This is a genomic window from Xanthomonas sp. NCPPB 901 (genome assembly GCF_056725085.1).
In genome coordinates, this window is the sequence record NZ_CM161511.1 from 1,940,109 (window position 1) to 1,956,721 (window position 16,613).

17 protein-coding genes are annotated in these 16,613 nt (G+C 68.5%); 11 read left to right on the forward strand and 6 right to left on the reverse strand.

Annotated features, from left to right (window positions below):
- Positions 1-199: 199 nt before the first annotated feature.
- The 4 genes from AC1PME_RS07965 to AC1PME_RS07980 form a co-directional block, all read right to left on the reverse strand.
- Entirely contained in the window at positions 200-544 is a 345-nt protein-coding gene (locus tag AC1PME_RS07965; RefSeq protein ID WP_254461076.1) for a DUF3301 domain-containing protein, read from the reverse strand.
- Positions 545-815: 271 nt separating this feature from the next.
- Positions 816-1,943: a DUF2272 domain-containing protein gene (locus tag AC1PME_RS07970; protein ID WP_481097812.1), complete on the reverse strand. Its 1,128-nt coding sequence runs from the start codon at positions 1,941-1,943 to the stop codon at positions 816-818.
- 270 nt (positions 1,944-2,213) lie between these two features.
- Positions 2,214-3,104, reverse strand: coding sequence for a carboxylating nicotinate-nucleotide diphosphorylase (gene nadC, locus AC1PME_RS07975; protein WP_481097813.1), 891 nt, complete (start codon positions 3,102-3,104; stop codon positions 2,214-2,216).
- The gene (locus tag AC1PME_RS07980) at positions 3,101-3,370 is read right to left on the reverse strand and encodes a Trm112 family protein (RefSeq protein ID WP_010342118.1); all 270 of its coding nucleotides are present in this window, start codon (positions 3,368-3,370) and stop codon (positions 3,101-3,103) included. The genes nadC and AC1PME_RS07980 overlap by 4 nt, the downstream gene beginning before the upstream one ends.
- Positions 3,371-3,428: 58 nt before the next feature.
- Here AC1PME_RS07980 and purE point away from each other — a divergent pair, with 58 nt between their 5' ends.
- Positions 3,429-3,932, forward strand: a complete 504-nt coding sequence (purE, locus tag AC1PME_RS07985; protein ID WP_481097814.1) for a 5-(carboxyamino)imidazole ribonucleotide mutase — start codon at positions 3,429-3,431, stop codon at positions 3,930-3,932.
- Positions 3,929-5,077: a 5-(carboxyamino)imidazole ribonucleotide synthase gene (locus AC1PME_RS07990; protein ID WP_481097815.1), complete on the forward strand. Its 1,149-nt coding sequence runs from the start codon at positions 3,929-3,931 to the stop codon at positions 5,075-5,077. The genes purE and AC1PME_RS07990 overlap by 4 nt, the downstream gene beginning before the upstream one ends.
- Positions 5,078-5,173: 96 nt before the next feature.
- Here the strand turns inward: AC1PME_RS07990 and AC1PME_RS07995 are convergent, their stop codons facing one another.
- Positions 5,174-5,749: a superoxide dismutase gene (locus AC1PME_RS07995; protein ID WP_254461082.1), complete on the reverse strand. Its 576-nt coding sequence runs from the start codon at positions 5,747-5,749 to the stop codon at positions 5,174-5,176.
- A gap of 124 nt (positions 5,750-5,873) precedes the next feature.
- Here AC1PME_RS07995 and grxD point away from each other — a divergent pair, with 124 nt between their 5' ends.
- The 5 genes from grxD to ppnN all read left to right on the forward strand — a co-directional run bounded on the left by grxD (position 5,874) and on the right by ppnN (position 12,766).
- Complete coding sequence (grxD, locus tag AC1PME_RS08000; protein ID WP_254461083.1) at positions 5,874-6,194, forward strand: Grx4 family monothiol glutaredoxin; 321 nt, start codon at positions 5,874-5,876, stop codon at positions 6,192-6,194.
- Positions 6,191-6,931, forward strand: a complete 741-nt coding sequence (locus tag AC1PME_RS08005; protein WP_307549763.1) for an SDR family NAD(P)-dependent oxidoreductase — start codon at positions 6,191-6,193, stop codon at positions 6,929-6,931. The genes grxD and AC1PME_RS08005 overlap by 4 nt, the downstream gene beginning before the upstream one ends.
- Positions 6,928-7,527, forward strand: a complete 600-nt coding sequence (locus AC1PME_RS08010; RefSeq protein ID WP_017907241.1) for a MarC family protein — start codon at positions 6,928-6,930, stop codon at positions 7,525-7,527. The genes AC1PME_RS08005 and AC1PME_RS08010 overlap by 4 nt, the downstream gene beginning before the upstream one ends.
- A gap of 514 nt (positions 7,528-8,041) precedes the next feature.
- Complete coding sequence (locus AC1PME_RS08015) at positions 8,042-11,263, forward strand: TonB-dependent receptor (protein WP_481098087.1); 3,222 nt, start codon at positions 8,042-8,044, stop codon at positions 11,261-11,263.
- Between the two features lie 114 nt (positions 11,264-11,377).
- Positions 11,378-12,766 carry a nucleotide 5'-monophosphate nucleosidase PpnN gene (ppnN, locus tag AC1PME_RS08020; protein WP_254461085.1) on the forward strand — a complete coding sequence of 463 codons (1,389 nt, stop codon included), beginning with the start codon at positions 11,378-11,380 and terminating at the stop codon, positions 12,764-12,766.
- A gap of 39 nt (positions 12,767-12,805) precedes the next feature.
- Here ppnN and AC1PME_RS08025 read toward each other — a convergent pair whose 3' ends face one another.
- A complete protein-coding gene (locus tag AC1PME_RS08025) occupies positions 12,806-13,801 on the reverse strand; it encodes a sensor histidine kinase (protein WP_481097816.1) in 996 nt (331 codons plus the stop codon).
- A 268-nt stretch (positions 13,802-14,069) separates the two neighbouring features.
- Between AC1PME_RS08025 and AC1PME_RS08030 the strand changes: the two genes are divergently transcribed.
- The 4 genes from AC1PME_RS08030 to AC1PME_RS08045 are packed head-to-tail and all read left to right on the forward strand — an operon-like array spanning position 14,070 to position 16,598.
- A complete protein-coding gene (locus tag AC1PME_RS08030; protein ID WP_254461384.1) occupies positions 14,070-14,585 on the forward strand; it encodes a GspH/FimT family pseudopilin in 516 nt (171 codons plus the stop codon).
- The gene (gene pilV / locus AC1PME_RS08035; protein ID WP_481097817.1) at positions 14,552-15,061 is read left to right on the forward strand and encodes a type IV pilus modification protein PilV; all 510 of its coding nucleotides are present in this window, start codon (positions 14,552-14,554) and stop codon (positions 15,059-15,061) included. The genes AC1PME_RS08030 and pilV overlap by 34 nt, the downstream gene beginning before the upstream one ends.
- The gene (locus AC1PME_RS08040) at positions 15,058-16,068 is read left to right on the forward strand and encodes a prepilin-type N-terminal cleavage/methylation domain-containing protein (protein WP_481097818.1); all 1,011 of its coding nucleotides are present in this window, start codon (positions 15,058-15,060) and stop codon (positions 16,066-16,068) included. Before pilV ends, AC1PME_RS08040 begins: the two co-directional genes overlap by 4 nt.
- Positions 16,065-16,598 carry a pilus assembly PilX family protein gene (locus AC1PME_RS08045; RefSeq protein WP_302329812.1) on the forward strand — a complete coding sequence of 178 codons (534 nt, stop codon included), beginning with the start codon at positions 16,065-16,067 and terminating at the stop codon, positions 16,596-16,598. Before AC1PME_RS08040 ends, AC1PME_RS08045 begins: the two co-directional genes overlap by 4 nt.
- Positions 16,599-16,613 lie beyond the last annotated feature (15 nt).

The window sequence follows — 16,613 nt, forward strand, 5'->3', positions numbered from 1 at the left end:
CGTGTTCTGTCGTAGGAGCAGCTTCAGCTGCGACGGACGTTCCCGGGAACGCCCGTCGCGGCTTCAGCCGCTCCTACAGCAGGCGCGTGGGGCCCTGCGGTCGCCGTCCATTGCAGGTGGCATGCGCAGCGGTCTCGCACTCACCTTCACTGTCGCCCAAGAGGCCGCGCGCCATCGGTGCGCGGCCTTGGTACATGGCTCAGTCGCGCTGCGCGCGCGCGTCCTGCAGGTTGCTCACGCTGGCCACCGACGGCCCGGTGAAGGCGATCAACTGGTCGCCGAGCAGCACCAGGCGGCCGCTGTGGCGGTCGGTCCCGTCGTAGGAATAGTCGAAGCGGAAGCTGCGCTCGAAGCCGAGCCAGCCGCTGGGCAGGCGCCGCAGGCGCAGGCCGGTGCCGTGCACGCTCTGGTCCAGCCACTGCACGTCGGCGGCCTTGCAGGCGTTGCGGCCGAGGATTTCGGCGCGTTCGGCAGCGGCACGCGAGGCGTTCCAGAACGCGAACACCGCCGCGCCGGCGATCATCAACAGGATCAGGCTGGGCATGGCGTCACTGTAGCGAGGCGCTGGTGGGCGGGCAATCTTGGGGGCGGGGATTGGGGATTCGGGATTCGGGATTGGTAGGCGCCTCGGCGGTTGCCGGGGTGATGCCGTGCGCTCGCGCGCCTGCAGCTAGCTGCGGGAGAGGTGCCGAGGCCCATTCTCGCGGCGGCCATGGCCCTGGGCAAGCGCGCACGGCGCCTTGATTGCGCGAGGTGTTCAACCACAGGAACTTGGCTTTTAGCGGTGCCTAGCGGTGCGATGGTGCGAACGCGTGCTAGCGCTGTGGCTGCGGTTCGGTCCTGGGCGCTTGGCTGCTGGGGGATGCGCCGGGTTGTGGCGGTGGAGGCGCTGCGGCGGGTGCCGGCGGTGCCGGCGTGTTCGGGGCGGTGGGCGGTGCCGGCGGAACGGCAGGCGTGCCGGGTGCGGCGCCTGCTGGAGTGGCCGGCGGCGTCGCGGTCGGCACGACGGCAGGCACGCCGGGCGGAACCGGCGGCAGTACCTGCGCCTGCGGTTGCAGCTTCAGCAGCGCCGACCAGTCCTGGCGGTTGAAGTCGCACAGTTCCTCGTGGCCGGGCGTGCATTCGAGCGCGGCGCCTTCGTCGTTCTGCTCCTGCGCCAGCGGCGCATCCAGTTGCAGGCGCCCGCTGCGGTCCAGCTTGAGCTTGCGCATGGTCACCGCGTTGAACACGTTGCCGCCGATCAGGTACAGGGTCTGGTCGCCGCCGACGTTGGCTGCGACCACGATGTCGCAATGCGATTCCCACGGCAGCGGGCGGCCGCGCGCCAGCGCCTCGCGCAGGCCGGCGGCGCCGACCGGCTGCCGGCGTCCGCGCAGGAAGCACAGCAGGTCGCCGGGGGCGGGCTTCTCCTGCTGCGGGTCGGCGTAGCGGTAGGGCAGGCCGTCGGCACCGGCCTGGTAGGCGGCGCGGATGTAGTCGATGTGGCGGATCGAGCTGCGGAAACCGGCCACGCCGGCGCGCACCATCACGTAGGACACGAAGGCCGCCGACCACGGATTGTCGACGAGGAAGGCGCGGCAGTCGTTCTCGCGGTAGCGCGAGCCGTCCAGCTCCTGGCAGCTCTCGGCGCCGTCGATGCGTCCCATCGCGCCCAGCGTGCCGCTGTCGCGCCAGTACGCGGCGACGCGCTGCCAGGCTTCGATGCCGTCGTCGGCGAGGTCGGCGCGTTCGGCCTCGGTGACGCGCAGGCCGGCCAGGCGGCCGTCGCGGTCGATGAACGGACGCCACCACAGGCGGTGTTCGTTGCAGGCGGTGCGCACGATCGCCACCGCCGCCGGGGTCAGGCCGAAGCGCGGCGGCAGATCGCAGACTTCCGCGGCCGCGGCGCGGCCGGCAGGAAACAGGGCGGCGGCACACAGCAACGCGAACCAGGGGCGGAGCATCGGCGAACTCGGCGGGGAGGAAGTACCGCGCAGCGTCGCAGAGCGGCGTTGGCGAAGTCGTGAAGTGTAGGACGCGCCGTGCGCGGGTGGTGGTGCACCGTGCTGGCGGCAGCGTTCGCAGGCGTATCGGCTGCGCCGCGGTGTGTCGCGGCCTGCCCAGGCGTGTGCGGGCCGTATCCAGCGACGGCTGAAAGAGTCGATGCGCCTGGGCACACCTTGGTCGGCTGCGCCTGCGCCGCCGGCGTGGGATTGGCCGCAGCGGCCGCCTCGTCAGCTGGCTGGCCGCGACGGCGGCGGCCCGAGTTTCAGCGACAGATCCACCGCCTGCACGTGCTTGGTCAGCGCGCCGATGGAGATGCAGTCGACGCCGTCGGCGGCGATCGCGCGCACCGCCTCCAGGTCGACGCCACCGGAGACTTCCAGCGGAATCGCGCGATGGAACGGGGCGCCGGCGGCGATCGCCACCGCGTCGCGGCGCTGCGCCGGGGTGAAATCGTCGATCAGGATGCGGTCGCAGCCGGCCTGCAGCGCTTCGCGCAGCTGGTCCAGGGTTTCCACCTCGACCACCAGCGGCAGCGCCGGCCACTGCGCGCGCGCGGCCGCCACCGCCGCGGGCAGCGAACCGGCGGCGTGGATGTGGTTCTCCTTGAGCATCACCGTGTCGTACAGGCCGATCCGGTGGTTGCTGCCGCCGCCGCAGCGCACCGCGTACTTCTGCGCCAGGCGCAGGCCGGGCAGGGTCTTGCGCGTGTCCAGGATGCGCGCGCCGGTGCCGGCGACCGCGGCCACGTAGGCGGCGGTGGCGGTGGCGGTGGCCGACAGGGTCTGCAGGAAGTTCAGCGAGGCGCGTTCGGCGCTGACCAGGGCGCGGCTGCGTCCGTGCAGCAGGGCCAGCACGGTGCCGGCGGCCACGCGCTGGCCTTCGCTCACGTGCCAGTCGATCCGCACCTGCGGATCCAGGGCGCGGTGGCAGGCGTCGAACCAGGGCCGGCCGGCGATCACCGCGTCTTGCTTGCACAGCAGGTAGGCGCTGTCGGCGCGGTCGGGCAACAGCGCCGCGGTGACGTCGCCGCTGCCGAGATCCTCGGCCAGCGCACGCGCGACATCGGCGGCGATCAGTTCCGGCGCGGGCGCCTGCGGCGGCGCCGGGTCGCGGCTCATTTGGCCGGGAAGTCGGCGAGCTGGGCGGTGCCGATGGCTTCCTCGGCCAGCAGCACCGGAATGCCGTCGTCGACGCGGAACACCTGCTTGCGGTCGCGGGTGATCAGGGCTTCGCGCAGCGGTTGCGCCTGCGCACTGCCATCGGCGCGCTGCACGCCGCCGGCGGCGATGGCGCGGTTCAACGCCTCCAGGCCGCGCGCCTCCAGCAGCGCCAGCGGTTGGCGGGTGTCGGGCGAGCACAGCAGGTCGAGCAGTTTGCGGTCCATCCGGTCTTCGTCTTGCGTGGAAGACGGCTAGAATACGTCTTTAAGGCAGGGGACGGCCATGACCTCCAAGCAAACCGCGCCGCTCGTCGGCATCGTGATGGGTTCCCGCTCCGACTGGGAGACCATGCAGCATGCGGCGCAGAAACTCGATGCGCTGGGTGTGCCCTATGAAGTGAAGGTGGTGTCGGCGCACCGCACGCCGGACGTGCTGTTCGCCTACGCCGAGCAGGCGGCCGGGCGCGGCCTGCGCGCGATCGTGGCCGGCGCCGGCGGCGCCGCGCACCTGCCGGGCATGCTCGCGGCCAAGACCGCGGTGCCGGTGCTGGGCGTGCCGGTGCAGTCCAAGGCGCTCAACGGCATGGACTCGCTGCTGTCGATCGTGCAGATGCCGGCCGGCATCCCGGTGGCCACCTTCGCGATCGGCACCGCCGGCGCGGCCAACGCCGCGCTGTTCGCCGCGGCGATGCTGGCCCACGACCACGCCGACATCGGCAGCGCGCTTGGCGACTTCCGCCAGCGCCAGACCGACGATGTGATGGCCAAGGACGATCCGCGCCAATGACCACCGTCGGCATTCTGGGGGCGGGGCAATTGGCACGCATGCTGGCCGTGGCCGGCGTTCCGCTGGGCCTGCGCTTCGCGTTGCTGGATCCGGCGGCCGATGCCTGCGCCGGGCAGGTCGCGCCGCTGCGGGTCGGCGACTATGCCGACGAGACCGCGCTGGCCGCGTTCGCGGACGCGGTGGAGGTGGCGACCTTCGATTTCGAGAACGTGCCTGCGGCCAGCGCCGCTTGGCTGGCCGGGCAGGTGCCGGTGTTCCCGAACCCGGATGCGCTGGCCGTGGCGCAGGACCGCCTGGCCGAGAAGACCCTGTTCCGCGAACTCGGCATTCCGGTGCCGGCGTTCGCCGCGGTGGACAGTCGTGCGGACCTGGACGCGGCGCTGGCCCAGGTCGGCACGCCGTGCATCCTCAAGACCCGCCGGCTCGGCTACGACGGCAAGGGCCAGTTCCGCATCGCCTCGGTTGCCGATGCCGATGCGGCCTGGGCGGCGCTGGGCGCGCAGGCGGCCAGTGTGGGCCTGATCGCCGAGGCGTTCGTGCCGTTCCAGCGCGAGGTCAGCGTGGTGGCGGTGCGCGGCCGCGACGGCGAGTTCCGTACCTGGCCGCTGACCGAGAACTGGCATGTGCACGGCGTGCTGTCGGCCAGCCTGGCGCCGGCGCAGGCCGATGCCGCGCTGGAGCAGGCGGCGGTGGCGCATGCGCGTGCGCTGGCCGAGCGCCTGCAGTACGTGGGCGTGTTCGCGCTGGAACTGTTCTGCCGCGACGGCGAACTGCTGGCCAACGAGATGGCCCCGCGCGTGCACAACTCCGGGCACTGGACCATCGAAGGCGCGGAGACCTCGCAGTTCGAGAACCACCTGCGCGCCGTGCTGGGGCTGCCCTTGGGATCCACGCGCATGCGCGGCCATGCCTGCATGCTCAACTGGATCGGGGCGATGCCCGATGCCGCGCCGGTCCTGGCGCAGCCCGGCGGGCATTGGCACGACTACGGCAAGGAGCCGCGCGAGGGCCGCAAGGTCGGCCACGCCACCTTGCGCGAGGACACGCCGGAGGCGCTGGCGCAGGCCCTGCAGGCCGTGGGCGCACAACTGCAGCGCGAGACCCAGGTCGCCCCGGTGATCGCCGCCCTGCGCGGCGAGCGCTGAACCAGCAGCACGAAGTCCGGGCTACCCCCGGGGCAAGGACCGGCGGCTACGGCCGCCGCTCTTGCGAATCCCCAATCCCATATCCCCAATCCCGGCTCAGCGCAGATTGGACGCCGCGAATTCCCAGTTCACCAGTTTCCAGAACGCCTGCAGGTAGCGCGCGCGGTCGCCGGGATAGTCGGTGTAGTAGGCGTGTTCCCAGACGTCGCAGGCCAGCAGCGGCGTGTCGTCGCCGGTCAGCGGGGTGCCGGCGTTGGCGGTGCTGACCACGGCCAGGTGGCCGTCCGGACGCTGCACCAGCCAGACCCAGCCGGAGCCGAACAGCGCCAGGGCCATGCGCTCGAACTCGGCCTTGAACCGGGCCACGTCGCCGAAGCTCTTGGCCAGGCGCTCGCCGAGCGCGCCGCCGGGTTCGCCGCCGCCGCGCGGGCGCAGGCCGCGCCAGTAGAACGCGTGGTTCCAGACCTCGGCCGCCTCCTGGAACAGCCGGCCCTGGGCGCGCCGCAGCAGGTCCGGCAGCGCCAGCTCGGCCAGGTCGCTGCCGTCCAGCCGCGCATTGAGCCGTTCCACCAAGGCGCGCTCATGGGCGTGGTGCTGTTCCACCGCCGCGGCGGACAGGTGCGGGGCCAGCGCCGCGGCGGCGTAGGGCAGGGGAGCGAGTTCGATGGGCATGGATCCTCGGGCGGTTTCGGATGCGTGTCGCGGTACTGCCGCGTGCAGGGCTTACACTATGCGGCTACGCGAGAGTCTAGCCGACCGCCGAGGTCGTTCTTTCGCCCCAGCAGGAGATACCCGCATGCAGGTGATGGAGCGCATCCAGGCCGACGTCGAACGCCATCCCATCGTGTTGTTCATGAAGGGCACGCCGCAGTACCCGATGTGCGGCTTTTCCAGCCGTGCGTTGCAAGCGCTGCTGGCCGCCGGCGCCGACCGCCTGCATACCGTCAACGTGCTCGACGAGCCGGAGATCCGCGCCAATCTGCCGCGCTATTCGAACTGGCCGACGTTCCCGCAGCTGTTCATCCATGGCGAACTGATCGGCGGCTGCGACATCACCCTGGAACTGTTCGAATCCGGCGAACTGCAGCGCATCGTGACCGAGGCCTACCAGTCGTGAGCGCGCCTGCGTCGCCGCCGGCCGGCGCGCTGGCGCAGCGGGTGATCCTGGTCAGCGGCGCCGCCGGCGGACTCGGCAGCGCCGCGGCGCTGGCCTGCGCCCAGGCCGGGGCCACCGTGGTCCTGCTCGGGCACAAGCCGGCACGCCTGAACCGGGTCTACGACGCGATCGCCGCGGTCGGCGCGGCGCCGTTGCTGTATCCCCTGGACCTGCTCGGCGCCACCCCGCCGGACTACGCGACCCTGGCCGAGCGCCTGCAGGGCGAGCTTGGCCGCCTGGACGGGCTGCTGCACTGCGCCGCGGACTTCGCCGGGCTGACCCCGTTCGAACATGCCGATCCGGCCCAGTTCGCGCGCGCCATCCACGTCAACCTGACCGCCGCGGCCTGGCTGACCCAGGCCTGCCTGCCGTTGCTGCGGCAGGCGCCGGATGCCGCGATCGTGTTTGCCGTCGACGATCCGGCGCGGGTCGGCCAGGCCTACTGGGGCGGCTACGGTGCGGCCCAGCATGGCCGCCGCGGCCTGTTGGCGAGCCTGCACGGGGAACTGGCCGCCTCGCACGTGCGCGTGGCCGGCCTGCAGCCGGGTCCGATGCGCAGCGCCTTGCGCGCCCGCGCCTATACCCATCAAGAAGACCGCGACGCGGTCGACCCGGCGCGCTACGCCGGCGCCTGCGTCGAACTGCTGTCGCCCGCCGGTGCCGCGCACCGCGGCGCAATCTGGAAGCCCCTGGCATGACCATCCTGTCGGCAGCGCTGCTGCTGTTCCTGATCCTCGACCCGCTGGGCAACATCCCGGTATTCCTGAGCGTGCTCAAGCCGCTGCCGGCGCGGCGCCAGCGTGTCGTGCTGGCGCGCGAACTGCTGATCGCGCTGGGCGTGCTGATGGGCTTCCTGTGGGGCGGCAAGTACGCGCTGGAAGTGATGCACCTGCGCCAGGAGTCGGTGGCGATCGCCGGCGGCATCGTGCTGTTCCTGATCGGCATCCGCATGATCTTCCCGCGCCCGGAAGGGCTGATGGGCGAGATCCCGGACGGCGAACCCTTCATCGTGCCGCTGGCCATCCCGCTGGTGGCCGGCCCGTCCGGCATGGCCGCGGTGATGCTGATGGGCAGCAACGAGCCGACCCGCCTGGGCGAATGGAGCCTGGCGCTGATCCTGGCCTGGCTGGCGACCTCGGCGCTGCTGTTCTCCGGCACGCTGCTGTACAAGCTGCTCGGCATGCGCGTGCTGACCGCGGTCGAGCGGCTGATGGGCATGCTGCTGGTGGCGATCTCGGTGCAGATGTTCCTGGACGGGCTCAGCGCCTACCTGAAGCTGCCGGTCGCCGGCTGAGGCTGCCTCACGGCTGGGCGGGTGGGTGCCGCGGGGGCGGCGCCGTGCCCGCCGCTGCGGGCGCCGTCGCGGCCTCGGCCGTACGCCGCGGGCCCGGTGAGCGGGCAGGGCGTCCGTGGCCGATCGCCGTGACGTGCCGACCTCCGTCTCGACATTCCCCGGGAACGCCCAAAGCTGTTCCCGCGGCGGACCGTGGTAAAGGGTGACGGGTGACAGGTTTTCGCTTTGCGCTCACCCAGGCGGGGGCGCCGCGCCCGTAGCACGCCTGTCCTGGCGGTGTCCTCGATGCCCGCCAGGACTGGGATCGACGTCTTCTGATGTCCGCTTTTGCCCGGCTGTCACGGTTTGGCAACAAATCGGCTCTATGGTGTTAAACTCACGTTAACCCTTGCGGGGAATCGGCAAGGGGGACCAGCCCTCCATTTCGCGGTCGTGCGCCCGTACCCGCACGGCTTGCCACGCGCATTTCGTCAACTCCATCGAGGCTATTGCAATGATCCAACCCCGTCTGCGGATGTCCAAGCTCACCCTGGGCCTCGTTGCGGCGCTCGCTGCCGCGCCGGTGTTCGCCCAGAGCACTTCCGCCGGTGTCGGCGGCGTGGTGACCCATGCCGGCCAGCCGGTCGCGGGCGCCGAGGTGACCATCACCCACGTCGAGTCGGGCACGGTCAGCCGCGCCACCACCGATGCCGCCGGTCGCTACAACGCGCGCGGCCTGCGCGTCGGCGGTCCGTACAGCATCACCATCACCAAGCCGGGCGACGGCACCAAGACCGAAGACGGCGTGTACCTGAGCGTCAACCAGAACGCCACCATCAACGCCGACCTGACCGGCGACCTGGCCGCGCCGACCACGCTGGAGACGGTCAACGCCGTGGCCATCGCCAGCGGCTCGGAAGTGTTCAGCGCCACCAAGATGGGCTCGGGCACCAATGTCGGCCGCGAGCAGATCGAGGCGCTGCCGTCGATAAACGGCAACATCCAGGACTACATGCGCCTGGATCCGCGCGTGGCCTTCGTCGATCGCGCCTCGGGCACGATCAGCGCCGGCGGCCTCAACCCGCGCTACAACTCGATCAACATCGACGGCGTCTCGGCCAGCGACACCTTCGGCCTGGAAGGCAACAACATGACCACCCGGCGCCAGCCGGTGTCGATGGAGGCCATCGAGGCCATCGACGTCAACCTGTCCAACTACGACGTCAGCATCGCCAGCGCCGCCGGCGCCACCGTCAACGCGGTGACCAAGTCCGGTACCAACGAGTTCCACGGCTCGGTGTACGGCAGCTATCGCGACGGCGACTGGTTCGGCGACAACCCGGACGGCAGCAAGTTCAACGGCTTCACCAAGGAGAAGACCTACGGCGCGACCTTCGGCGGCCCGATCGTCAAGGACAAGCTGTTCTTCTTCGCCAACTACGAGAAGTTCCAGCAGGACGCGCCGGGCCTGGACCTGGGCAGCACCGCGCTGGGCAAGGCCAACGCCAAGTACGGCATGGCCGACGTGACCCGCGCCCAGCAGATCGCCAAGAACTACGGCTTCGACGCCGGCACCCTGGACAGCGACGGCAACACCGACCTGAAGGAATACGCGCTCAAGCTCGACTGGAACATCAACGACAACCACCGCGCCAGCTTCCGCTACAGCAAGCTCGACCAGAGCAAGCTGCGCATCAACGGTGCCGGCAACTCCAGCCAGGCCTCGCTGAGCTCGTACTGGTACCAGCACGAGAAGTCGGTCGAGAGCTACGTCGGCCAGCTGTTCAGCGACTGGTCCGAGAACTTCTCCACCGAGTTCAAGGTGTCCTACCGCGACTACTCCGCGATCCGCGTGGTCCCGACCAACGCGCCGAGCATCGCCGTGTACTTCGACGGCTCGGTCGCCAACCCGACCGGCGACGTGCTGTACCTGGGCACCGAGACCAACTCACAGGGCAACATCCTCACCACCAAGACCTGGAACTACTACGGTGCGGGCACCCTGACCCTGGACAACCACAACCTGAAGTTCGGCGTCGACTACAGCACCAACGACATCTACAACCTGTACGGCCGCAACACCTGGGGCGTGTACACCTTCTTCGGCCTGGACAACTTCGCCAGCGGCCGCTGGAGCTCGTACCAGCTCAACCAGGAGCGTAGCCCGGGTTCGATCGCGGCCGACTACAAGAACAGCAACCTCGGCCTGTTCGTGCAGGACACCTGGTACGTCAACAACAACCTGACCCTGACCCTGGGCCTGCGCGGCGACCGTCCGCAGGTGAGTCCGGATCCGACCTACAACGCCGGGGCGCAGGCCTACTTCGGCTACGACAACAGCAAGATCTTCAGCGGCGATTTCCTGATCCAGCCGCGCTTCGGTTTCAACTACACCTTCGACACCGACCGTCCGACCCAGTTGCGCGGTGGCGTGGGCCTGTTCCAGGGCGATGCGCCGCAGGTGTGGATCGGCAACAGCTACTCCAACACCGGCTTCAACTACAACGCCTACAGCTACACCAGCTACAACCCGGCGCTGCCGTTCAGCCCGAACAAGGACACCCAGCCGGTGCCGACCACCCCGGGTTCGGCGACGCAGGGCGTGAGCTTCGTCGGCAACGACTTCAAGCTGCCGTCGCTGTACAAGGCCAACCTGGCCCTGGATCACGAGCTGCCGTGGTACGGCATCGTGGCCTCGGCCGAGTTGCTGGTGACCAAGGTCAAGGACGGCCTGTACTACAAGAGCCTGAACATCGGCCGTGTCAATGGCCCGGGCCAGGATCCGAGCCCGGCCTACTACGGTCCGGACGGCCGCGCGCTGTACTGGAACCCGTCGCAGACCGGTCGTCCGTGGGCCACCGGCAACAACCGCTACAACCGCAACCAGGCCTACAGCGACGTCTACCTGATCGACAACACCGACAAGGGCAAGACCCAGCAGTTCACCGTGTCGCTGTCCAAGCCGTTCAGTGAAGGCGGCGACTGGTCCTGGACCCTGGGCTACACCTACACCCACGCCACCGAAGTCGGTTCGCTGACCAGCTCCACCGCCAGCTCGGGCTGGGGCTACCAGTACGCGTTCAACGCCAACTCGGAAACCGAGAACACCTCGCGCTACGAGATCAAGGAGCGCATCTCCGGCTCGCTGGACTGGAAGCACATGTTCTTCGGCGACTACGAGACCCGCGTGGGCCTGGTCTACGAAGGCCGCAGCGGCCGTCCGTACAGCTACGTGTTCAACGGCGACGCCAACGGCGACGGCCGTTCGACCAACGACCTGTTCTACGTGCCGAAGGGTCCGGGCGACGTGCTGTTCGGCACGCTGAGCAGCACCGGCGCGTTCACCGCCAACCCGGCGCTGCAGCAGCAGTTCTTCGACTGGCTGGCCAAGAACCCGCAGCTGGCCAAGTACGCCGGCAGCTACGCCCCGGCCAACGGCTTCCGTTCCGGCTGGATCAACACCTTCGACGTGCGCATCACCCAGCAGCTGCCGGGCTTCTTCAAGGGCCACAAGTCCGAGGTCTGGCTGGACATCCAGAACGTGGGCAACCTGCTGAACAAGAAGTGGGGCCGGATCTACGACTACGGCTTCTATGCCGACGCCCGCGTCGCCAACCTGCAGGGCATCTACCAGGGCAAGTACGTGTACAACACCCTGTACACCGACCAGCCGACGGCCGCCAACGCCGACGCCGACGGGTTCAACACCGGCGTGTCGCAGTGGTCGCTGCAGCTGGGCTTCCGCTATCAGTTCTGATCGCGGCGCAGGCTAGCTGATGCGTTGGAAACGGCCGGGGCGACCCGGCCGTTTTCCTTTTGTGGGGGCTGACGTTAAAGTCAGCCGGCTGACCACAACGACAAGAACTTCGATATGACGACGAGCAATACGGCCGCACGCGCGCTGCCGGTAGTGGATGCGCGGATCTACCCGCGCGGCGGCCTGGACATCCTCTCGCGCGTGGAAGTGGCGCGCCTGCGCGATGCGTCCAGCGGCGGCCTGCACGAACTGCTGCGGCGCTGCGCACTGGCGGTGCTGACCAGCGGCAGCGCGTCCGACGATCCGCGCGCGGCGCGCGATCTGTATCCCGACTTCGACATCCAGGTGGTGCAGCGCGACCGTGGCGTGCGCATCGACCTGCTCAATGCGCCGGCGATGGCCTTCGTCGACGGCGAGATCATCAACGGCGTGGCCGAGCTGCTGTTCGCCGTGGTCCGCGACCTGGCCTACATGGCCATCGAACTCGGCCCCGAATCCAGTACCGACCTGCACTCCAGCGAGGGCATCACCAACGCGGTGTTCGGCCAGTTGCGCAATGCGCGCATCCTGCAGCCCACCGATCCCAAGCTGGTGGTGTGCTGGGGCGGCCATTCGATCTCGCGCGACGAATACCTGTACACCAAGCAGGTCGGCTACGAGCTGGGCCTGCGCGGGCTGGACATCTGCACCGGCTGCGGTCCGGGCGCGATGAAGGGGCCGATGAAGGGCGCCACCATCGCCCATGCCAAGCAGCGCAAGCACGACAACCGCTACATCGGCGTGACCGAGCCGGGCATCATCGCCGCCGAGTCGCCGAACCCGATCGTCAACCACCTGGTGATCATGCCGGACATCGAGAAGCGCCTGGAGGCCTTCGTCCGCATCGGCCACGGCATCATCGTGTTCCCCGGCGGCGTCGGCACCGCGGAGGAGATCCTGTACCTGCTCGGCATCCTGCTGCGCGAGGAGAACCGCGACCTGCCGTTCCCGCTGATCCTCACCGGCCCGACCATCGCCGCGCCGTACTTCGAGCAGATCGACCGCTTCCTGCGCCTGACCCTGGGCGAAGTGGCGACCTCGCGCTACGAGATCGTGGTCGGCGATCCGGTGGCGGTGGCGCGCAAGATGGCCGCCGGCATCCAGCAGGTGCGCGCGCACCGCAAGGAGCAGAAGGACGCGTTCTACTTCAACTGGTCCGTGGACATCCCGCTGGAGTACCAGCGTCCGTTCGAACCGACCCATGAGGCGATGGCGGCGCTGGATCTGCACCACGGCCGCCCGCCGCATGCGCTGGCCGCGGACCTGCGCCGCGCCTTCTCCGGCATCGTCGCCGGCAACGTCAAGGAAGACGGCATGCGCCGGATCGAGCAGCACGGCCCGTTCGAGATCCATGGCGACGCGGACATGATGCAGGCCCTGGACGAACTGCTGCGCGCCTTCGTCGAACAGCGCCGCATGAAGATCTCTGGCGAGTACCGGCCTTGCTATCGGGTCATGGCCTGAGGGCGGAGCGGGAACGCTGGCGGCGAGATGTTCACGCCATCAGGAAGAGCGCGGCAATTCCAGCAGGCTGACGAAGCGGTCGGCCTCGCGCCTGGCGCTCAGGCGTCCGCCGCTGATGCTCTCCACGCGGGCGCGGACCCCGGCCAGGCCGATCCCATGTCCGCGGCCGACGGTCGATTCGCCGGCAGCGGGCAGGGAGTTGGCGATTTCGATCTTGACCCAGTGCGCATCCTGTTCGATTCGCAGCTGGACATGACCGCCGCGGGTGCTGGGTTCGATGCCGTGCCGGATCGCGTTCTCCATCAGCGGCTGGATCGAGAGGGTGGGCACCTCGATCGCCGGAAGCGGATCGGGGAGCTGCCAGTCCACCCTCAGTCGATCGCCCAGGCGCATCCGCTCGATGCCGAGATAGCGCCGAGCGAGCGTCAACTCCTCTTCCAGGCGCAGTCGATCCGGCCCGGCCAGGGCTGCACGGAACAGGTCGGCCAGATCCAGTAGCAGGTGTTCCGCCTGTTCCGGGCAGGAGCGCGCCAGCGTCGCGCCGGTGTTGAGTGTGTTGAACAAGAAGTGGGGCTGGATACGGGCGCGCAGCGCTTCGAGCTGGGCCTGCTTGGCCTGTACCGCCAAGTGCTGCACGCGCCAGTGGTTCTGGAACGCCAGCAGTGCCATCAGCCCCAGGGTCAGGGCGATGGCCGCCACTCTCAGCAGGAAGCTGTGCCAGCTTCCCTGCAGCAGCGACAGCTCGCTGAGTATCGCCCAGGCGATCGCGTGCACGCCGACGGCGACGAGCACCAAGACGGCCACCGCCAGATAGGCGATCTGCTGGGGCCTGCGGCGGCGCAGGTTGCCGCGCATCAGGTAGAGCAAGGCCAGCGTCGTCAATGCCGTCCATTGCAGCAGCAGCGAGGTCAGGCCGAAATGGATCCAGCCATTGCTGGACTGCCCCGGCGCCAGACTCAGCACCACGGCCACCGCCTCGCCGGCAAGCACCACCCACATCAGCGTCGTGGGTTGCCACAGGATGTCGAGGGTCATGGCCGGTGGGGGGCTGGTGGGGGCGGGGGACATGGGCATGGGGAGGGGAGGCCAGCCGCATCATGCCCCGGTTCCAGCCCCCATGTCGTCAACCGTGCCGTTCGGCTACGATCTGCCACCGCCCATCGGACCCCGCTGGCATCGGTCCGGCTGGAGTTCTAGCTTAGAGGTGGGAAAGAGGGGATACGATATGCCGCGTTTTCACGCCGCGCGACCGCGCCGCTCCGCAAGGCGCCGAGGGATCGGCGGATTCAGCCTGGTCGAACTGATGGTGACGGTCGCCGTGCTGGCGGTGGTGATGAGTATCGCCATTCCCAGTTATACCTATCTGATCAACTCCAGCCGGCTGACCGCCGCCGCTAACGAAATGGTGGCCTCGCTGCAGCTCGCGCGCTCGGAAGCGATCCGGCTCAACCGCAACGTGGCGGTGTGCCGCAGCGATAACGGCAGCAGTTGCGCCGCCGGCGGCGCATGGAACCAGTGGATCACCATCGTGGTGACCGACTCCACCGTGCTGCGCGTCAGTACGGTGAAGGCGCCGGTGCAAATGAGCGTGAGCGCGGCGGTCAGCGGCAACAATGACCGCATCGTCTTCAGCCCCGATGGCGTTGCCCGTAACAGCACCGGAATGTTGCTCAATGCGGGCTTTTCCAGTTGCATCGCCACAACGCGTCCGAGCGACAATCTGCGTGTGGTGTACATCGCCGGCGGCAGTCGGGTGGCGTTCTACAGTACCCCCGGGAACGTCGCATGTCCTGCACCCTCGGATTCCCCATCGAAGTGAACGTCATGCACATTTCCTCTCCGCGATCGGTCGCGATGGCATCGCAACGCGGCGTCAGTCTGATCGAAGTGATGATCTCCGTGTTGATCATGGGCATTGGCATGCTGGGCGTGGCCGCCCTGCAGGCGACCGCGTTGCGCAACAACCAGAGTTCCTTCGAACGTAGCCAGGTGGTGGTCGGCACGACCGGGGTCTTCGATGCGATGCGGGCCAATCTCAGCGCGGCTCGCAGCGGCAACTACAACATGAGCATGACCTGTGTCGCGCCCAGTGGTACCTCGCAGGTGGTGGTCGACCAGCGCAATTTCATTAATTCGCTGCAGGCGATCATGGGCGCCTCGGCATGCGGCGCGATCAACTGCAGTGCCACGGCATGCCAGGTGACGGTGCAGTGGGACGACAGCAGGGGCAGTCATGCGGCCGCCGACGCGACGGCGGTGCAAACGCAGCAGTTCCAGACGGTGACCAGACTATGAGCCGCATGCGCCGGGGAAATGCGCCATGCCGGCGCCGCAGTGCGGGCCTGAGCCTGATCGAGTTGATGATCTCGCTGGTGCTGGGCCTGCTCGTCGTGGGGGCGGCCATCGGCATCTTCCTCACCAATCGGCGTACCTACACGGCCACGGAGAATCTGGGGCGCATACAGGAGAATGTGCGCACCGCGTTCGAGCTGATGACCCGCGACATCCGCGAGGCCGGCGGCAATCAATGCAACAGTAGCGACAATATGGGGATGTCGAACGTCATCAACGATCCGGCGTCGCGTTGGTGGACGAACTGGTCGGGTAACCGGTTGGTCGGCGTGTCGGCGAGCGGCAGTTTTCCCGATGTCGTGTCCAATCGCGTGGCCAATACGGATGGCTTGATGCTGTTGTCTTCCGGCGACGCGACTGCGATCGTGACCGCGCATAACCCGGCGTCCGCGCGATTCACGGTGAATGCGAATACCCATGGCTTCAAAAATGGCGACTTCCTGATCGCGTGCGGTCCGAATTCCGAAACCACCGGGGTATTGCGAATGGGCGCGCTGTTCCAGATGAGCAGCGGCCAAGGGGGGACCACCATCGGCCATGCCGCCTCCGGGTCGCCGGGAAATTCCAGTGCCAACCTTGGCATCAACGGTTCCGTCTTCACCTACGGGCCGAACACGCTGCTCAGTCGGCTCAACGCATCGCGCTGGTTCATCGGCACCAATCCTCGCGGGGGGCGCTCGCTGTACCAGGGCGTGTTGACCAACACCACTGGTACTCCGGCGATCGTCGACCAGGAAGTGGCCGAGAACGTGCAGAACATGACCATCACCTATCTGATTCCCGACGATGGCGGTTACGTCAATGCCGCGGCAGTAGGGACGCGTTGGGGGCAGGTGACCGCCATCAATCTGTCCTTGACCTTCCAGACCCAGGATACGATCGGAACCAACGGGCTGCCGGTGACACGCACGATCAGCAATGTCATCACCTTGCGGAATCGCAACGAATGAGCACAACGCCTCGCCCAATCCCCGTCGCGCGCCAGGCCGGCGTGTCCTTGATCGTCGTGCTGTTGCTGCTGCTGGTGATGACCCTGCTGGGCTTGGCGGTCGTGCGCGGAACGCTGATGCAGGAGCGGATGAGCGGCAACCTGCTTGATCGCAGCGTCAACTTCCAGGCCGCCGAATCGGCGTTGCGCGAGGGCGAAGCGCTGGCGGCTGCGCAGACCGTCGTGCCCACCGGCAACGGGTGCAGCGCTGGCGTTTGCGGACGCCCGCAGGCGACCCAGACCGAGCGCTGGCGCGACCCCGGCTTCACTGGTTGGATCAACGCCAGTGCCGCCAGCCGTAGTGCGTCGGCCTCCACCACGAGTTTCTATATCGAATACATGGGCTCGTCCGAAGCCTGGTTCGAGTGCAACAGCGACGAGAAGTACACCGGCCAGCAGATCTGCGTGCGACCGATGTACCGGGTGGTGGCGCGCAGCCAGGCGCCTGGCCGCGCCAGCGTCATTCTTCAATCCAGTTATATCGCGCCGTAAGACGGAGTCACCGCC

Coding starts and splice junctions, on each gene's coding strand:
- AC1PME_RS07965 (WP_254461076.1), bottom strand. CDS start 544: ATGCCCAGCCTGATCCTGTTGATGATCGCCGGCGCGGCGGTGTTCGCG.
- AC1PME_RS07970 (WP_481097812.1), bottom strand. CDS start 1,943: ATGCTCCGCCCCTGGTTCGCGTTGCTGTGTGCCGCCGCCCTGTTTCCT.
- nadC (WP_481097813.1), bottom strand. CDS start 3,104: ATGAGCCGCGACCCGGCGCCGCCGCAGGCGCCCGCGCCGGAACTGATC.
- AC1PME_RS07980 (WP_010342118.1), bottom strand. CDS start 3,370: ATGGACCGCAAACTGCTCGACCTGCTGTGCTCGCCCGACACCCGCCAA.
- purE (WP_481097814.1), top strand. CDS start 3,429: ATGACCTCCAAGCAAACCGCGCCGCTCGTCGGCATCGTGATGGGTTCC.
- AC1PME_RS07990 (WP_481097815.1), top strand. CDS start 3,929: ATGACCACCGTCGGCATTCTGGGGGCGGGGCAATTGGCACGCATGCTG.
- AC1PME_RS07995 (WP_254461082.1), bottom strand. CDS start 5,749: ATGCCCATCGAACTCGCTCCCCTGCCCTACGCCGCCGCGGCGCTGGCC.
- grxD (WP_254461083.1), top strand. CDS start 5,874: ATGCAGGTGATGGAGCGCATCCAGGCCGACGTCGAACGCCATCCCATC.
- AC1PME_RS08010 (WP_017907241.1), top strand. CDS start 6,928: ATGACCATCCTGTCGGCAGCGCTGCTGCTGTTCCTGATCCTCGACCCG.
- AC1PME_RS08015 (WP_481098087.1), top strand. CDS start 8,042: ATGTCCAAGCTCACCCTGGGCCTCGTTGCGGCGCTCGCTGCCGCGCCG.
- ppnN (WP_254461085.1), top strand. CDS start 11,378: ATGACGACGAGCAATACGGCCGCACGCGCGCTGCCGGTAGTGGATGCG.
- AC1PME_RS08025 (WP_481097816.1), bottom strand. CDS start 13,801: ATGACCCTCGACATCCTGTGGCAACCCACGACGCTGATGTGGGTGGTG.
- AC1PME_RS08030 (WP_254461384.1), top strand. CDS start 14,070: ATGGTGACGGTCGCCGTGCTGGCGGTGGTGATGAGTATCGCCATTCCC.
- pilV (WP_481097817.1), top strand. CDS start 14,552: ATGTCCTGCACCCTCGGATTCCCCATCGAAGTGAACGTCATGCACATT.
- AC1PME_RS08040 (WP_481097818.1), top strand. CDS start 15,058: ATGAGCCGCATGCGCCGGGGAAATGCGCCATGCCGGCGCCGCAGTGCG.
- AC1PME_RS08045 (WP_302329812.1), top strand. CDS start 16,065: ATGAGCACAACGCCTCGCCCAATCCCCGTCGCGCGCCAGGCCGGCGTG.